Origin of the sequence: Pseudomonas sp. LTGT-11-2Z, from assembly GCF_003691445.1 — a bacterium.
GTDB lineage: Bacteria > Pseudomonadota > Gammaproteobacteria > Pseudomonadales > Pseudomonadaceae > Aquipseudomonas > Aquipseudomonas monteilii.
This window is the reverse complement of the sequence record NZ_CP033104.1, coordinates 727,485-743,915: the sequence shown is the minus strand read 5'-3', so window position 1 is coordinate 743,915 and position 16,431 is coordinate 727,485. Positions and strand designations below refer to the sequence as shown.

The 16,431-nt window shown below is 63.0% G+C and carries 12 protein-coding genes, 2 tRNA genes and 1 pseudogene; 4 read left to right on the top strand and 11 right to left on the bottom strand.

What is annotated here, in order from left to right:
* Positions 1-172 precede the first annotated feature (172 nt).
* From D8767_RS03370 to D8767_RS03355, 4 genes are all read left to right on the top strand, one after another.
* Positions 173-259: transfer RNA gene (locus D8767_RS03370), tRNA-Leu, on the top strand.
* An 87-nt stretch (positions 260-346) separates the two neighbouring features.
* Positions 347-433: transfer RNA gene (locus D8767_RS03365), tRNA-Leu, on the top strand.
* A gap of 274 nt (positions 434-707) precedes the next feature.
* Positions 708-1,721, top strand: coding sequence for an extracellular solute-binding protein (locus D8767_RS03360; RefSeq protein WP_016712313.1), 1,014 nt, complete (start codon positions 708-710; stop codon positions 1,719-1,721).
* Positions 1,721-3,286, top strand: a complete 1,566-nt coding sequence (locus D8767_RS03355; RefSeq protein WP_016712314.1) for an iron ABC transporter permease — start codon at positions 1,721-1,723, stop codon at positions 3,284-3,286. Before D8767_RS03360 ends, D8767_RS03355 begins: the two co-directional genes overlap by 1 nt.
* Before the next feature lie 54 nt (positions 3,287-3,340).
* On the opposite strand, the gene D8767_RS29530 is transcribed toward D8767_RS03355, so the two are convergent.
* From D8767_RS29530 to D8767_RS03305, 11 genes and pseudogenes are all read right to left on the bottom strand, one after another.
* Entirely contained in the window at positions 3,341-4,045 is a 705-nt protein-coding gene (locus D8767_RS29530) for a methyl-accepting chemotaxis protein (RefSeq protein ID WP_371058791.1), read from the bottom strand.
* A gap of 201 nt (positions 4,046-4,246) precedes the next feature.
* Positions 4,247-4,459, bottom strand: a pseudogene (locus tag D8767_RS29525) (methyl-accepting chemotaxis protein); the annotation flags it as partial.
* A 1,012-nt stretch (positions 4,460-5,471) separates the two neighbouring features.
* A complete protein-coding gene (locus D8767_RS03345) occupies positions 5,472-6,764 on the bottom strand; it encodes an adenylosuccinate synthase (protein WP_016712316.1) in 1,293 nt (430 codons plus the stop codon).
* A 56-nt stretch (positions 6,765-6,820) separates the two neighbouring features.
* The gene (locus D8767_RS03340) at positions 6,821-8,008 is read right to left on the bottom strand and encodes an ATP phosphoribosyltransferase regulatory subunit (protein ID WP_016712317.1); all 1,188 of its coding nucleotides are present in this window, start codon (positions 8,006-8,008) and stop codon (positions 6,821-6,823) included.
* Between the two features lie 301 nt (positions 8,009-8,309).
* Positions 8,310-9,179, bottom strand: coding sequence for a protease modulator HflC (gene hflC / locus D8767_RS03335; protein WP_012274454.1), 870 nt, complete (start codon positions 9,177-9,179; stop codon positions 8,310-8,312).
* Positions 9,179-10,360, bottom strand: coding sequence for an FtsH protease activity modulator HflK (gene hflK / locus D8767_RS03330; RefSeq protein WP_016712318.1), 1,182 nt, complete (start codon positions 10,358-10,360; stop codon positions 9,179-9,181). Before hflK ends, hflC begins: the two co-directional genes overlap by 1 nt.
* Positions 10,361-10,456: 96 nt before the next feature.
* A complete protein-coding gene (gene hflX, locus D8767_RS03325) occupies positions 10,457-11,758 on the bottom strand; it encodes a ribosome rescue GTPase HflX (RefSeq protein WP_016712319.1) in 1,302 nt (433 codons plus the stop codon).
* Positions 11,759-11,770: 12 nt separating this feature from the next.
* Positions 11,771-12,031: an RNA chaperone Hfq gene (hfq, locus tag D8767_RS03320; protein ID WP_003258160.1), complete on the bottom strand. Its 261-nt coding sequence runs from the start codon at positions 12,029-12,031 to the stop codon at positions 11,771-11,773.
* Positions 12,032-12,125: 94 nt separating this feature from the next.
* On the bottom strand, positions 12,126-13,097 hold the full coding sequence (miaA, locus tag D8767_RS03315) for a tRNA (adenosine(37)-N6)-dimethylallyltransferase MiaA (protein WP_016712320.1): 972 nt from the start codon (positions 13,095-13,097) through the stop codon (positions 12,126-12,128).
* 1 nt (position 13,098) lies between these two features.
* Positions 13,099-14,997, bottom strand: a complete 1,899-nt coding sequence (mutL, locus tag D8767_RS03310; protein WP_016712321.1) for a DNA mismatch repair endonuclease MutL — start codon at positions 14,995-14,997, stop codon at positions 13,099-13,101.
* Positions 14,994-16,424 (bottom strand): N-acetylmuramoyl-L-alanine amidase, encoded by a 1,431-nt coding sequence (locus D8767_RS03305; RefSeq protein WP_016712322.1) that lies wholly within the window; start codon positions 16,422-16,424, stop codon positions 14,994-14,996. The genes mutL and D8767_RS03305 overlap by 4 nt, the downstream gene beginning before the upstream one ends.
* Positions 16,425-16,431 lie beyond the last annotated feature (7 nt).

The window sequence follows — 16,431 nt, the reverse complement described above, 5'->3', positions numbered from 1 at the left end:
GAACAGGAATAGGCCTGCGGAATCAACAAGTTGAATTTTTTGAATTTTTTTTCGCTTGGGGGGTTTACAGCCCCCCGGACCGTCCGTATAGTGCGCACCACAACGACGGACAACCCCGAAGTTGTAGTAGAGATGAACGACGCTGTAAAGCATCAAGTAACCTCGAATGTGTGCCCAGGTGGCGGAATTGGTAGACGCGCTGGTTTCAGGTATCAGTGGCTTAACGGCCGTGGAAGTTCGAGTCTTCTCCTGGGCACCAAATATTTTCAAGTAATAGATGACCAAGGATCTGTTACTACTGTGTGAAGCTGACAATAGTCGCCTTCTGCAGATGATGTAAAGCTTTGCCCAGGTGGCGGAATTGGTAGACGCGCTGGTTTCAGGTATCAGTGACTTAACGGTCGTGGAAGTTCGAGTCTTCTCCTGGGCACCATACAAAAACCCACTAGCTTGCTAGTGGGTTTTTTCTTGCCTGCGTTTTTTGTATCCCTCGTCTTTCGGTCATAGGTGCAAACCTGTGCCGGCCTCTTGGCGGGCACGCCCGCCCCCACAGAATCATCACAGGCCTTCCGGGTAGTGAAATACCTGACACCTTCAGACTCTTACACCTTGGTCTGACCATGAATTTCTCGTCACCCGGCCACTTGAGAAACGATTTCGTTTACCATTGTTTCCAAATATGTAGCCGTAAGCGAGGAAGTACCCGCATGACGATCCGCCCGCAACCGCTGATGCGTACCTTGGCCGCCGCCGTGCTGAGCCTGGTCATCGGCGCTCCGGCCGCCATGGCAGACGCACCGGTCACCCTGACCATGTACAACGGTCAGCACAAGGAAATCGGCGAAGCCATCGCCAAGGCCTACGAGGCCAAGACCGGCATCCACATCGATATCCGCAAGGGCAGCAGCAACCAGCTGGCCAGCCAGATCATCGAGGAGGGCGACCGTTCGCCAGCCGACCTCATCTACACCGAAGAGTCCCCGCCCCTGAACAACCTGGGCGAACTGGGCCTGCTGGCGAAGATCGACGACGCCACCGCGAACATGGTGCCCAAGGAGTATGTGGGCGCGAACGGCACCTGGATGGGCATCACCGCGCGCACGCGCATCGTGGTGTACAACCCGAAGAAGGTCGATGAAAAAGACCTGCCGACCACAGTGATGGACTTCGCCAACCCTGAGTGGGAAGGCCGCGTCGGCTACGTACCCACCAGCGGTGCATTCCAGGAGCAGGCCGTGGCCATCCTGAAGATGCATGGTCGTGAAGCCACCGAAGAATGGCTGACCGGCCTGAAAGCCTTCGGCAAAACCTACACCAACAACATGGTTGCCCTCAAAGCCGTGGAAAAAGGTGAAGTGGCTGCGGTACTGGTGAACAACTACTACTGGTACGCACTTGAACGCGAACGCGGCAAGCTCGACACCAAGCTCTACTACCTGGCAGATGGCGATGCCGGCAACCTGGTGACCATCTCTGGCGCCGCTGTGGTCAAGGCCAGCAAGCACCCGAAAGAAGCCCAGGCACTGCTCAACTGGATGGCCAGCGAAGAAGGCCAACGTGTGATTACCCAGACCACCGCCGAGTACCCGCTGCACAAGGGCATGGTTTCCGACCGGGGCCTGAAGCCGTTCGAAGACCTGCGCCCGCCGAAAATCTCGCCGGCCGACCTGGGCAATGCCGAGGAAGCCATCGAGCTTGAACGCGAGGTCGGCCTGCTCTGATGACCGCCGCCCTGTCCGAGCCGGCGCCGGTACGCTTCGTACCGCGCCGCAAGCGCCCCTCCATCTGGGTGGTGCTGCCTGTGCTGTTCCTAGTGGCGATGAGCTTGCTGCCGCTGCTGTATGTCGCCATCAAAGCCTGGGAAGCCGGCTGGCGTGAAGCCTTGCACCTGCTGTGGCGCCCCTTTGTCTGGGGGCTGATGCGCAATACCCTGATGCTGATGGTCGGGGTGACACTGGCCTGCATGGTGGTCGGGCTGGCCCTGGCCTGGCTGCTGGAGCGCAGCAACCTGGCTGGCCGCCGGCTGTGGGGCGTGGTGCTTTGCCTGCCCTTCGCTGTGCCGTCGTTCGTCAGCAGTTTCACCTGGGTGTCGCTGAGCTCGGACTTCGAAGGGCTGGGCGGGGCCATCCTGGTCATGGCCCTGTCCAAGTACCCATTGGTGTTCCTGCCGGTGGCCGCCACCCTGCGCAACCTCGACACCTCGCTGGAGGAGTCGGCGCGCACCCTGGGTTGTAGCCGCTGGGGCGTGTTCATCAAGGTCACCTTGCCGCTGCTGTGGCCCTCGATGCTCGGCGGAGCGCTGCTGATCGCCCTGCACATGCTGGTGGAGTTCGGTGCGTTGTCGATCCTCGGCCTGCAGACCTTCACCACGGCGATCTACCAGCAGTTCGAACTGGAATTCAGCAATGCCAACGCGGCCATGCTGTCTGCCGTGCTGTTGGCGATGTGCCTGGTGATGCTGTGGCTGGAATTGCGCGTACGTGGCAAAGCCCGCCATGTGCGCATCGGCCAGGGCGTGGCACGCCGCGCGCAACCCGTGCGACTGCGTGGCTGGGCCGTACCGGCGCAGCTACTCTGCGTGGCCCTGGCAGTGCTGGGCAGCGGTATCCCACTGGCCATGCTCGGCTACTGGCTGAGCGTGGGTTCGTCGGCGGCCTTCCCGGTGGGGGCCATCTCCAAGGCGCTGTTCACCTCGCTGTCGGTGTCGCTTGGCGGTGCCGGTTTCTGTGTGCTGCTGGCGCTACCGATCAGCTTCCTGGTGGTGCGCTACAAAGGCCGTCTTGCGATCTGGGCCGAGCGCTTGCCGTACCTGCTGCACGCCCTGCCCGGCCTGGTGATTGCACTGACCTTGGTGTTCTTCGCCCTGCACTACGTGCCGGCGCTGTACCAGACCACGGCGTTGCTGCTCTTGGCGTATGCGCTGCTGTTCCTGCCATTGGCGCAGTCACCGGTGCGCACCGCGCTGAACAAGGCCTCGCCAACACTGGAGGAAGCCGCGCGCACCCTGGGTGCCAGCAGCTTCACGGCATTCTGCCGGGTGACCCTGCCGATCATCTTCCCGGCCATGGCGGCAGCGTTTGCGCTGGTGTTTCTGGATGCCATGAAAGAACTGACAGCTACCCTGCTGCTCAGCCCGACCGGTATGACCACCCTGGCTACCGAGGTGTGGGCGCATACGGCCAACGTCGAGTTCGCGGCGGCGGCGCCCTATGCAGCCTTGCTGATCGTGGTGTCAGGCCTGCCGGTTTATCTGTTGACCACGCGGATGTACCTGAACAAGGCATAAGCTTCTTCGCGGGTAAACCCGCCCCCACAGGAATTGCGACGGGCTTGCAAATGATTACGCCCTGAACTGGCCCAGGCTGGCCCGTAGCTGCGCCGCCAGATCATCCAGCACCTTGCTACTGGCCGTGGTCTGCATCACCACCTCGGCCGAGCGCTCAGCCTGGGCATGGATAGTCTCCACCCGCCCACGCACCGCCTGCGCCCCGCTCGCCTGCTGCTCGGCCGCGCGGGTAGCCAGGCCGATGGCTGCGTGCACCTGCTCCACCGCCGCCTGCACAGACTGCTGACGGCGCTCGTTGTCACGCAGCACCAGCAGCCCTTCGCTGGCCTTCAGCCCGGCCTGGCTGATCGTCGCCACAGCCTCCTTGGCGCCCTTCTGCAGCGCAGCAATATGCGCCTGGATATCCCCCGTGGAGCTTTGCGTCTTGCTCGCCAACGCCCGCACCTCATCAGCCACCACGGCAAAGCCGCGCCCGGTCTCACCGGCACGGGCCGCTTCGATGGCCGCATTCAACGCCAGCAGGTTGGTCTGCTCGGCGATGCCGTGGATCACCGTCAGCACTACTTCGATCTGCTCACTCTGCTTGGCCAGGCGCTCGATCACCTGAGAGCCCGTCTCTACCTGGCCAGCCAGGTTTTCGATCAACCCTGCAAGCTGGGTCGAGGTACGGCTGTTTTCATCGGTGGCCTGGCGGATATCCACCACCTGTTTCAATGCCGCCTGCATCGCATGGCTTTCGGCCTGGGCTTCATCGGCCATGCTCGAAAGGTCGCGCAGGCTGGCCGCCACTTCATCACGCTGCAGCGCAGCAGCAGCATCGGCACCGGCATTACGCTGGGCCATCGCGCCAATTTCCACACCGGTACGCTGGGCCACCTCGCCCGCCTCGCGCACAATCGGTTGCAACTTGTCGACAAAGCGGTTCACGGCCGAAGCCATGTCGCCGATCTCGTCTCGGCTGTCGAGTGGCACACGCTTGGTCAAGTCGCCCTCGCCTGCCGCCAGGTCGTCAAGCGCAGCAATCAGCAGGCGCAGCTTGCTCAGCACACGACGACCAAGCACCACGGCCACCACCAGCAACACGCCCAGGCCAACCAGCACCAGGCCCAGACCAATGCGCCAGCGCAGCTCGCCGGCAGCATCGCGAACGGTTTGCGCGGTGTTGGCCTGCATGGCAGCAGCACTGCCCTGTGCTTTTTCCAGCCGTTCACGCAGGGTTTGGCCACTGTCAGCAGCAGCACCGACCAGGCTGTCGCCTACCAGTTGCTCGCCACTGGCGATCAGGGCCGCGAAGCGCTGATCGAGCGCCTTCAGTTCCTGCTCGATACCCGCTGTGGAAACCCCCATCACTACCTTGCCGATTTCTGCGCCATTGGGGCTGATCGAAGCCTCGACGAAATAAACGGCAGGATCGCGCCGGGCTGCATCGATCACTTTGTCCAGCGCTCGCTCGCCCTGGCCTTTTTCCATCAACGCCTGGTTGATCGGGTTTTGCCGGTTCAGATAGCGGGTGAGGTGCTGGCCCTGGGCGTCGTCGTACACCACGAACAGCACGTTGGGATTGCGCTGGGCACGCCGTGCAAAGTCTGAGAGCACCGGCACATCGTTGTCCCAGATGGCACGCGGGGCAACCGAGGCCAGCAGCTCTGCCATATCGTTGGCGGAGTCCTTCAGGTTCTTTTCCAGGGTGCTGCGCAATTGCTGCTGTTCGCTTTGCAGGCGTGCCGACAACCCTGCGCTCAGGCGCTGACGGGTACTGCTGGACAGACTGTCCAGGCCCGAGCGCACATCTTGCCCGGCTTGCTCCAGTTCGCCGGCCAACTGACGGCTGTCATTGCCCAGGCGTTCGCCAAGGTCGGCCTCCAGGGCAGTGACCGTGCTTCGGGTAAGCGCAACGGCAACCAGCACCTGCACCAAAAGAGCGATACCAAGGGCAACAAACACAGGCCGCAAAAGGCGGCTTCGTAACAGTGAGAGGATGGCAGACACGGTGTAACCCTCGTGTTTTCTGGCGCCACTATTTTGATGGCATCTACAGAAACTTCTTACAGCAAGGGTTGTGCCGGAGACAGCAGGCATAAACGCCAAGATTCAGCCAGGTGGTGAGCTGCTTTCGCTCGGCGCAGAAATGAAAACGCCGCAGCCCCTTTCAGGGCCACGGCGTCAGATCAGCCTGGAGGGCAGATCAGGCGAACGGATGGCGCAGCACGATGGTCTCGTTGCGGTCCGGGCCGGTAGAAATGATGTCGATCGGCGCGCCGATCAGGTCTTCGATGCGCTTGATGTAGGCGCGAGCGTTGGCCGGCAGCTCTTCCAGGGTTTTAACGCCCACGGTCGACTCGCTCCAGCCTGGCATCTCTTCGTACACCGGCTCCAGGCCGATGTAGCTGTCGGCATCGGACGGCGCGTCGATGACAGCACCGTTCTCGTTCTTGTAGCCAACGCAGATGTTGATGGTTTCCAGGCCGTCCAGTACGTCCAGCTTGGTCAGGCAGATGCCCGAGATGCTGTTGACGTCGATGGCGCGACGCAGGATCACGGCATCGAACCAGCCGCAACGACGGGCACGGCCAGTGGTGGAACCGAACTCGTGGCCACGCTTGGCCAGGGTAGCGCCGGTTTCGTCGAACAGTTCGGTCGGGAACGGACCGGAACCAACGCGAGTGGTGTAGGCCTTGGTAATACCCAGGATGTAGTCCAGGTACATCGGGCCAACACCGGAGCCGGTGGAGATACCGCCAGCGGTGGTGTTGGAGCTGGTGACGTACGGGTAGGTACCGTGGTCGATGTCCAGCAGCGAGCCCTGGGCACCTTCGAACATGATGTCCTTGCCAGCGCGGCGCAGGTTGTGCAGCTCGGCGGTGACGTCCAGCATCATCGGCTTGAGCTGTTCAGCGTAGGCCATGCACTCGTCCAGGGTTTGCTGGAAGTCGATGGCCGGCTCTTTGTAGTAGTTCACCAGCTGGAAGTTGTGGTAGTCCAGCAGCTCACCCAGCTTGGCCGCGAAACGCTCGCGGTGGAACAGGTCGCCTACGCGCAGGCCGCGGCGCGCAACCTTGTCTTCGTAGGCAGGGCCGATGCCACGGCCGGTGGTGCCGATCTTGGCTTCGCCACGGGCTTTTTCGCGGGCCTGGTCCAGGGCCACGTGGTACGACAGGATCAGCGGCGCAGCCGGGGAGATGCGCAGGCGCTCGCGCACCGGTACGCCCTTCTCTTCCAGCTTGGTGATTTCACGCATCAGGGCATCCGGGGCAACGACCACGCCGTTGCCGATCAGGCACTGTACGCCTTCACGCAGGATGCCGGACGGAATCAGGTGCAGAACGGTCTTTTCACCGTTGATCACCAGGGTGTGACCCGCGTTGTGGCCACCCTGGTAGCGCACTACGGCGGCAGCATGTTCGGTCAGCAGATCGACGATCTTGCCTTTGCCCTCATCACCCCACTGGGTGCCCAGGACGACGACATTCTTACCCATTACATTGGTCCTCATTCACGCAAACTTGGTTGCCGGCCTGTTGCCGACGCAGAAACTCACTGGGCCAGCGGCAGAACCTGCCAGCGCCCGTCTTGCTGAATCAATTGCCGATCACAATCCGCCTCGAGAGCAGCACTCAACGGCTGGCCAGGCAGGGCCTGGACCACACGCTGGCCCTCGCTGCGCAACTGGCAGACTTGCTGCCAGAGGGCCGCATCACCAGTGTCCGGCATCCAGATGCCGCCCGTTGGCAATACGACCTCCGCTCGCCCCAGTGTGACCAGGGTCTTCAAATCCGTGGAGAAACCGGTGGCCGGGCGCGCCCGGCCAAAATCGGCGCCGATGTCGTCGTAACGCCCGCCTTGGGCGATCGACTGACCTTCGCCCGGTACGAACACGGCGAACACCACGCCCGTGTGATAGTGGTAACCGCGCAATTCGCCGAGGTCGAAGTACAGCGGCAGGTCCGGGTAGCGCGACGCCAGGCGGTCAGCGATCGCCAGCAGATCGTCCAGCGCTGCCAGCACGCTGGCCGGGGCACGGCCCAGGCGCACGCGGGCTTCGGCCAGCACTTCACGGCCACCGCATAGCTCGACCAGAGCGCGCAGCATGTTGCCCAGGTCTTTCGGCAGATCGGCGGTCAGCGCCTGCACTTCATCGACAGCCTTGCGTTGCATGGCGTCGAACAGTTGCTGCTCCACCGCACCGGACAGGCCGGCGGCACGGGCCAGGCCACGGTAGATACCAACGTGGCCCAGGTCCATGTGCACATCCGGCACATCGGCCAGCTGCAGCGTGGCGAGCATCAGGCTGATGACTTCGACATCACTGGTAGGGCTGGCATCGCCATACAGCTCGGCGCCCAGCTGGATCGGGCTGCGCGAGGTCGACAGTGCACGCGGCTGGGCGTGCAGCACGCTACCGGCATAGCACAGGCGGCTCGGGCCTTCACGGCGCAGGGTGTGGGCGTCGATGCGCGCCACCTGCGGGGTGAAGTCGGCGCGGAAGCCCATCAGGCGGCCGGACTGCGGGTCCACCACCTTGAAGGTGCGCTGATCCAGGTCCTGGCCGGCGCCGGTGAGCAGCGACTCCAGGTACTCGATATGCGGGGTGACGACCAGTTCGTAGCCCCAACTCTGGAACAGGTCCAACACCTGGCGGCGCGCGATCTCGATGCGCGCAGCTTCAGGTGGCAGTACTTCCTCGATGCCATCTGGCAGCAGCCAGCGGTCTACCGTTGCCATTACGCCATTTCCCCTCTGGTCCGGGCGGCTTGCCAGCAGGCGAGCCGTCAGTAAAGCCGGTATCGCGCACAGCAGCGGGCAGCACTGATCCCAGCGCAGCCACCGTACCCGATACCCTCGAATTGCCTTGCGAGCTGACCAAACCGTCAACTGGCGCGTTGCCAATCAACCTTGCAGACGCAAAAAAGCCGGGAAATTTCCCGGCTGCCTCATCATACACCCCTTTTCATTCAGGATGCACCCCGCCTGGTGTTTTAGCTGCCAGGCGGGGCGCCGCTGCATGAAAATCAGGGCCTGAGCATCACGGCTTGCTCTTGTCCAGGTAACGGAAGAACTCGTTCTTCGGGTCCAGGACCAGCACGTCGCTCTTGCTCGAGAAGCTCTCGCGGTATGCCTGCAGGCTACGGTGGAACGCATAGAAATCAGCGTCCTGGCTGTAGGCCTTGGCATAGATGGCGGCCGCCTGAGCGTCGCCGTCACCACGGGTTTCTTCTGCTTCGCGGTAGGCCTCGGCCAGCAGCACACGGCGCTGGCGGTCGGCGTCGGCACGAATACCTTCAGCCAGCTCGTTACCCTTGGCACGGTGCTCGCGCGCTTCACGCTCACGCTCTGTGCTCATGCGGTCGAACACGCTGCGGTTGACTTCCTTCGGCAGGTCGATGGCCTTGACGCGCACGTCGACCACTTCAATGCCCAGCTCCTTATTGGCCATGCGGTTCAATGATGCAGTGATGTCAGCCATCAGTGCGTCACGCTCACCGGAAACCACCTCGTGCAGGGTACGTTTACCGAACTGGTCGCGCAGGCCGCTTTCCAGACGACGCGACAGACGCTCGTCGGCGATCTGCTTCATGCCGGACGTGGCGGTGTAGAAGCGCTCGGCATCCTTGACGCGCCACTTGGCGTAGGCGTCGACCATCACCGCTTTCTTCTCCAGGGTCAGGAACCGCTGGGTCGGGGCGTCGAGCGTCATGAGGCGGGCGTCGAACTTGCGCACCTGGTTCACGTACGGGATCTTCACGTGCAGGCCCGGCTGAACATCTGCCTGGACCACCTTACCGAAGCGCAGCAGTACCGCACGCTCGGTCTGGGACACGATGTAGAAGCTGTTCCAGGCCACGATGGCCAGAACCACGGCGGCGATCAGGGCGATCAGCGATCTATTGCTCATCAGCGGCTCTCCCTAGTACGCAGCGGCTGCTGTTGCTGTTGCAGGTCCTGCGCCGCACGGGCGGCCGCATCGTTGACCGATGGCGACACGCTGGTGGTTGGCGCGGACGGGTTGCGGCTGCCTTCGACCATCTTGTCCAGTGGCAGGTAGAGCAGGTTGTTCTGCCCGTCCTTGGTCGCCACCATGACCTTGCTCGAATTGCTGTAGACCTCTTGCATGGTCTCCAGGTACAGACGCTGACGGGTCACGTCAGGTGCCTTGTGGTACTCGGCGACCAGCTTGGTGAAGCGGTCGGCCTCACCCTTGGCCCGGGCGATGACTTCGTCGCGGTAACCGTTGGCGTCCTCGATGATGCGCTGGGCCTGACCTCGGGCTTCCGGCACCACGCCATTGGCGTAGGACTCGGCCTGGTTGCGGGCACGCTGCTCGTCTTCGCGGGCACGGATCACGTCGTCGAAGGCTTCCTGCACTTCACGCGGGGCTGCCGCGCTCTGTACGTTGACCTGGGTAACGGTGATACCGGTACGGTAGTTGTCGAGGAAGCGCTGCAGGCGTTCGCGGATATCCACGGCCATCTGCTCACGGCCTTCGGTGAGCACCTGGTCCATCGAGGTGGAACCCACCACGTGGCGCAGGGCACTGTCGGTCGCGTGCTGCAGGCTTACCTCAGGCTGGTCGACGTTGAGCACGAAGTCCTGCAGGTTGCTGATCTTGTACTGGACGGTCAGCGGCACCTCGACGATGTTCTCGTCTTCGGTCAGCATCTGGCCCTGCTTGGTGTAGGCACGCTCACGCGTGACGTTTTCCATGTACTTGCGATCGATCGGCGGGAAGTAAATGTTCAGGCCGGGACCGACCGTCTCATAGTACTTGCCGAAGCGCAGCACCACGGCCTGCTCCTGCTCGTCGACCACGTACACGGCGCTGTACAGCCAGATGGCAGCCAGCACCGCCAGGCCAATGCCCAGCAGGCCAAGGCCACCGCCCTTGCCGACATTGCGGTCACCGCCGCCACGTTTCTTGCCACTGCCGAACATGCCATTCAGGCTGTCCTGCAATTTGCGGAAGGCCTCGTCCAGATCCGGCGGACCTTTCTTGTCACCACCACCGCCACCGCCACCACGGCGGCCGCCCCAGGGATCCTGATTGTTCGAGTTGCCACCCGGCTCGTTCCAAGCCATAGCGCTCTCCATCTGATAAAGCAAAGACGCGCCCACGGCGCGCCGTCCAATGCTACAGAATGCCTGTCACTGCTGCCCGGCGACCTCGACGAGCATTTATTGCAAAGTGTGTTGCTCGACAAACACTTGCGGCTCCATGCCTTCGCGGCTGACCAGGCGATTCAGTTCTACCATGGGCAGTCGCACGCTCAGCAGGCTGCGCCCTTCTTCATCATGCTCTTCACTCTGCACGGCACCCAAGGCAAAGAATTGCGCGCGCAAACGGGCAAAACGCTGCTCCAGACACAGGGTACCGACAAACAGATCATCCCCCAGCAACTCGGCAATTGCCTGGCCGACCAGCTCCAGGCCACGCCCATCGCGTGCCGATACCCAGACCCGTTCCGGCTTGCCATCGGCATTGCGCTGGATCTGCGGCTCGACATCTTCGAGCAAGTCGAGTTTGTTATACACCTCGAGGATCGGCAAGCCTTCGGCACCAATCTCGCCCAACACGGCCAGTACCTGCTCGATCTGTTCCATGCGCTCAGGCTCATGGGCGTCGATCACATGCAGCAACAGGTCGGAGTTGCTCGACTCTTCGAGCGTAGCCCGAAATGCCTCGACCAGCTTGTGCGGCAGGTGGCGAATGAAGCCCACGGTGTCGGCCAGCACGATCGGCCCCAGGTCGTTCAGCTCAAGCCGGCGCAAGGTCGGGTCGAGCGTGGCGAACAACTGGTCTGCAGCGTACACCTCGGATTCGGTCAGGGCGTTGAACAGCGTGGACTTGCCGGCGTTGGTGTAACCCACCAGCGACACCGACGGGATGTCTGCGCGCTTGCGCCCACGGCGCGCCTGCTCGCGCTGGCTGCGTACCTTTTCCAGGCGTGACTTAATCTGGCGTATGCGCACCCGCAACAGGCGGCGGTCGGTTTCCAGCTGGGTTTCACCCGGGCCGCGCAGGCCGATACCACCCTTTTGTCGCTCAAGGTGGGTCCAGCCGCGCACCAGCCGCGTGCTCATGTGCTCCAGCTGGGCCAGTTCGACCTGCAGCTTGCCTTCATGGGTACGCGCCCGTTGGGCGAAGATATCGAGGATCAGCCCGGTACGGTCGAGCACACGACACTCGAACACACGTTCAAGGTTGCGCTCCTGACTGGGCGTGAGGGTGTGATTGAAAATCACCAGGTCTACCTGCTCGGCATGGACCAGGTCGTGCAATTCCTCGACCTTGCCACTGCCAATCAGGTATTTGGCGGAAGGCTGATGCCTTGACACCGTGACCAACGAGACGATGTCGGCACCGGCCGACAATGCCAGCTCCTGAAACTCCTGCGGGTCTTCGCGCGCCTCAGGGTTCTGACCTTCCAAGTGAACGAGCAACGCCCGCTCACCACCACCGTGGCGCTCAAAGAACAATGCAGGCTCCTATCAGGCGTTGCCTGGCTCGCTGTCGCCGTGTTCGGAATCGGACGGGCTTGGCAGGCGAACCGGACGGGCAGGCACGACAGTCGAAATGGCGTGCTTGTAGACCATCTGGCTGACGGTGTTTTTCAGCAGTACCACGAACTGGTCGAAGGATTCGATCGAGCCCTGCAGCTTGATGCCGTTGACCAGGTAGATGGATACCGGGACCTTTTCTTTTCTCAAGGTGTTCAAGTAAGGGTCTTGTAGCGAATGCCCTTTTGACATATGCCGCACTCCTGTAAGGATAAATAATAGAAAATCAATAAAATCGATAAATTAGGCCGCCCCTTCGCAAGAATAGACGGCAATCAGCAGGGACTCAGCTCAATATGGAGATGGCCCCAAGGTATTTCAAGGTGCGGGACAGATTGTCGCAGGCCAGGCTGTCAAGCCAGTGTACGTCAGGCCAGCCACGCAACCAGGTGAACTGCCGCTTGGCCAGCTGCCTGGTTGCAATGATACCGCGTTCACGCATCTCATTCTCAGTCAGCTTGCCATCCAGGTAATCCCAGACCTGCCGATACCCCACTGCCCGTATAGACGGCAGCCCGGCGTGCAAGTCACTTCTGGCTCGCAGCGATCGGACCTCGTCAACGAAGCCCTGTTCCAGCATCTGCGAAAATCGTAACGCAATTCGCTGATGCAAAATGTGACGATCTGTAGGAGCAATCGCCAAACTGGCGACAGTATAGGGCAAATGTCCGTCAGCGCCTGCGTCTGCGCCGCGACTTTCCGCGAATTGACGTTGGCGATGAGCCGTCATGCTCTCGCCACTCACCCGGTACACTTCCAGCGCTCGGATCAGCCGCTGCGGGTCATTGGGGTGAATGCGCGCCGCTGACACCGGGTCAACCTCGGCCAGCTGGCGGTGCAGCTCGGCCAGGCCCAGCGCTTCGGCCTGAGCCTCCAGCTCGGCGCGCACGGCAGCGTCTGCTGCCGGCATGTCTGCCAGGCCATCGATCAACGCCTTGTAGTAGAGCATGGTGCCACCCACCAGCAGCGGTATCTTGCCGCGTGCAGTGATCTCGGCCATGGCCTCCAGGGCGTCAGCACGGAACTGCGCGGCCGAATAGCTCTCGGCCGGGTCGCGGATGTCGATCAGCCGGTGCGGGTGGGCAGCGAGGATTTCTTTCGACGGTTTGGCCGAACCGATGTCCATGCCACGATAGACCAGCGCCGAATCGACGCTGATCAGCTCGCAGGGCAGTACTTGGGTCAGCTCGATAGCCAGATCGGTCTTGCCGGCCGCCGTCGGGCCCATCAGGAATATTGCAGGGGGCTTGCCGCTCATTTCATCGACCGCGCAGGAAGAGTTTGTCCAGGTCGTCCAGGCCCATCTGGGTCCATGTGGGACGGCCATGGTTGCACTGGCCGCTGCGCTCGGTGTTTTCCATGTCGCGCAGCAGGGCGTTCATCTCGGGAATGGCCAGGCGCCGGTTAGCGCGCACCGCGCCGTGGCAGGCCATGGTGCCGAGCAGCTCGTTGAGGTGCGCCTGGATACGGTCGCTGGTGCCGTATTCCATCAGGTCGGCGAGCACATCCTGCACCAGTCGGTTGGCCTGCGCCTGCTTGAGCAAGGCCGGGATCTGGCGGATCGCCAGGGTCTCCGGGCCCAGGCGCTGAAGCTCGAAGCCCAGGCGCTGGAACCACTGCGCGTGTTCTTCGGCGCAGTCCGCTTCGCGCTGGCTCAGGGCCAGGGTTTCAGGCACCAGCAGCGGTTGCCCGCTCAGGCCTTCGCTGGCCATGGCCACCTTCAGGCGCTCGTACATGATGCGCTCGTGGGCGGCGTGCATGTCCACCAGCACCAGGCCAACGGCGTTCTCAGCGAGGATGTAGATGCCCTTGAGCTGCGCCAGCGCGTAGCCCAGCGGGGGAATGTCACCCTGGCTTTCGGGAAGGGCCGTTGCCGGCGCCGCACCGTTTTCCAACGGCTTGTAAAATTCGCGATACACCGCCTGCGCTTCGGCAGCCGGCACCGGCTGTGACGGGCGTGGGGTGTACTGATACTGATAGCCCGCACCACTGCCGCCATTGGAGAACGACTGCTGCGGGGCACGAGGCTGCTCAAGCACCGGCGAAGCCAGGCGCATTTCGCCCTGCGGGCCGAACTCACCGGCCTGTTGGCCAGTGGGGCGGATCACCTCAGGCACGGCGGCAGGCGCGGCCAGCTGGTCTTCCGGGCGCACATCGGCCAGGGCACGGTGCAGGGTGCCATACAGGAAATCGTGCACCGAACGCCCTTCGCGGAAGCGCACTTCGTGCTTGGTCGGGTGCACGTTGACGTCGACGCCGTTGGGCTCCAGCTCCAGGAACAGCACGAAGGTCGGGTGCCGGCCATTGAACAGCACGTCGCGGTAGGCCTGGCGCACGGCGTGGGCGACCAGCTTGTCACGCACTGCGCGGCCATTGACGAAGAAGTATTGCAAGTCTGCCTGGCTGCGCGAGAAGGTCGGCAGGCCGACCCAGCCCCACAGGCGCAGGCCGTTGCGCTCGACGTCGATCGGCAGCGCCTGCTCCATGAAGCCCGGGCCGCAGATGGCACCTACCCGCCGGGCACGCGCTGTTTCGTCGTGAGCCTCATGCAGGCTGAGGATGCTCTTGCCGTTATGCCGCAGGTGGAAGCCGACATCGAAACGTGCCAGCGCCAGCCTGCGGATCACTTCCTGCAAGTGATCGAATTCGGTTTTCTCGGCCTTGAGGAACTTGCGCCGCGCCGGGGTATTGAAGAACAGGTCGCGCACTTCTACCGAAGTTCCCACCGGATGCGCCGCCGGCTGTACGCGCGGGAGCATGTCACGGCCTTCGGTTTCCACCTGCCAGGCCTCGGTAGCGCTGGCGGTACGCGACGTCAGGGTCAGCCGCGCCACGGAGCTGATCGAAGCCAGCGCCTCGCCACGGAAACCCAGGCTCAACACCCCTTCGAGGTCTTCCAGCTCGCGGATCTTGCTGGTGGCATGGCGGGCCAGGGCCAGCGGCAGGTCATCGGCAGAAATGCCGCTGCCATCGTCGCGCACCTTCAGCAGCTTGACGCCGCCCTGCTCCACTTCCACGTCAATGCGTCGGGCACCGGAGTCCAGGCTGTTTTCCAGCAGTTCCTTGGCGACCGAGGCCGGCCGCTCGACAACCTCGCCAGCGGCAATCTGGTTGGCCAGCCGCGGGCTGAGCAGCTGAATGCGCGAACCGCCACTCATTGCGAGGCCAGTGTAGTAGCAGGGATGTCGAGGCGCTGGCCGACCTTCAGCTCATCGGTCTTGAGGCTGTTGGTGCTGCGCAGGCTGGCCACGCTCACCTGGTAGCGCACGGCGAGCATCGCCAGGGTTTCGCCAGGGCGTACCGTGTGCTCACGCGGGCCGGCGGCAATCTTGCCGGTGTCACGCAGCCAGGCGATATACGTGCCAGGCGGCGGGTTTTGCTGGAAGTACTGGCGCACACCGGTGTGGATCGAGCGGGCCAACGCCTGCTGGTGGCTGGCGGTGGCCAGCTTGGCGGCTTCGTTGTTGTTCGAGATAAACCCGGTTTCAACGAGAATCGATGGAATGTCCGGCGATTTCAGCACCATGAAGCCGGCCTGTTCCACACGCTGCTTGTGCAGCGAGGTGACGCGTCCCATGTTACCCAGCACCTTCTGCCCCACATTGAGGCTGGAGCTGAGGGTGGCGGTCATCGACAGGTCCAGCAGCACGCCAGCGAGCATGCGGTCCTTATCATCCAGACTGACGTTGCCGGCACCCCCGATCAGGTCGGAACGGTTTTCCGTGTCGGCCAGCCAGCGCGCGGTCTCGGAGGTAGCGCCACGGTCAGACAGGGCGAACACCGAGGCACCAAAGGCGGCGCGCGACGGTGCCGCGTCGGCATGGATCGAGATGAACAGGTCGGCGCCCTTCTTGCGGGCGATTTCCGTGCGTTTGCGCAGCGGGATGAAGTAGTCGCCAGTACGGGTCAGCTCGGCACGGAAGCCTTTTTCGCTGTTGATCTGGCGCTGCAGCTCTTTGGCGATCTGCAGCACGATGTCTTTTTCGTGCTGGCCGCGCGAGCCGGAGGCCCCCGGGTCTTCGCCGCCGTGACCGGCGTCGATGGCCACCACGATGTCACGCTTGCCGCTCGGTACCGGTGGCAGCTTGATGGCGGGCTGGGCCGGGCTTACCGGCACGGCAGGCGTGGTCGCAGGCGTCTGCACCGGCGCCGGGGCCGGAGGCGGCGCGCTGGCCGCAATGGCGTCGGCCTCCTGGTCGTACAGGTCGACCACCAGGCGGTTGCCGTACTGGGCATTCGGCGCCAGGGTGAAGCTTTTCGGGGTGACCGACTTTTTCAGGTCGACCACCACGCGCAGGTCGGTCGGGGTACGCTGGGCCGAACGCACGCTGCTGATCGGCGTGTTGGAGGTGGCCACGTTCAACGGCGCGGCCAGCGTCGCACCATTGATGTCGATAACCAGGCGGTCCGGCGCGCTCAGGGTGAAGACGCTGTGCTGCACGGGGCCAGACAGGTCGAAGACCAGCCGCGTGTTGTCTGGCGCGCGCCACAGGCGCACGCTCTTGACTTGAGTGACGGCCAGAGCGTCAACGGTCACCGTTGTCAGCAGCAGACCAACGATGGCGACCAGTGCGCGTATGCGCATACCTACC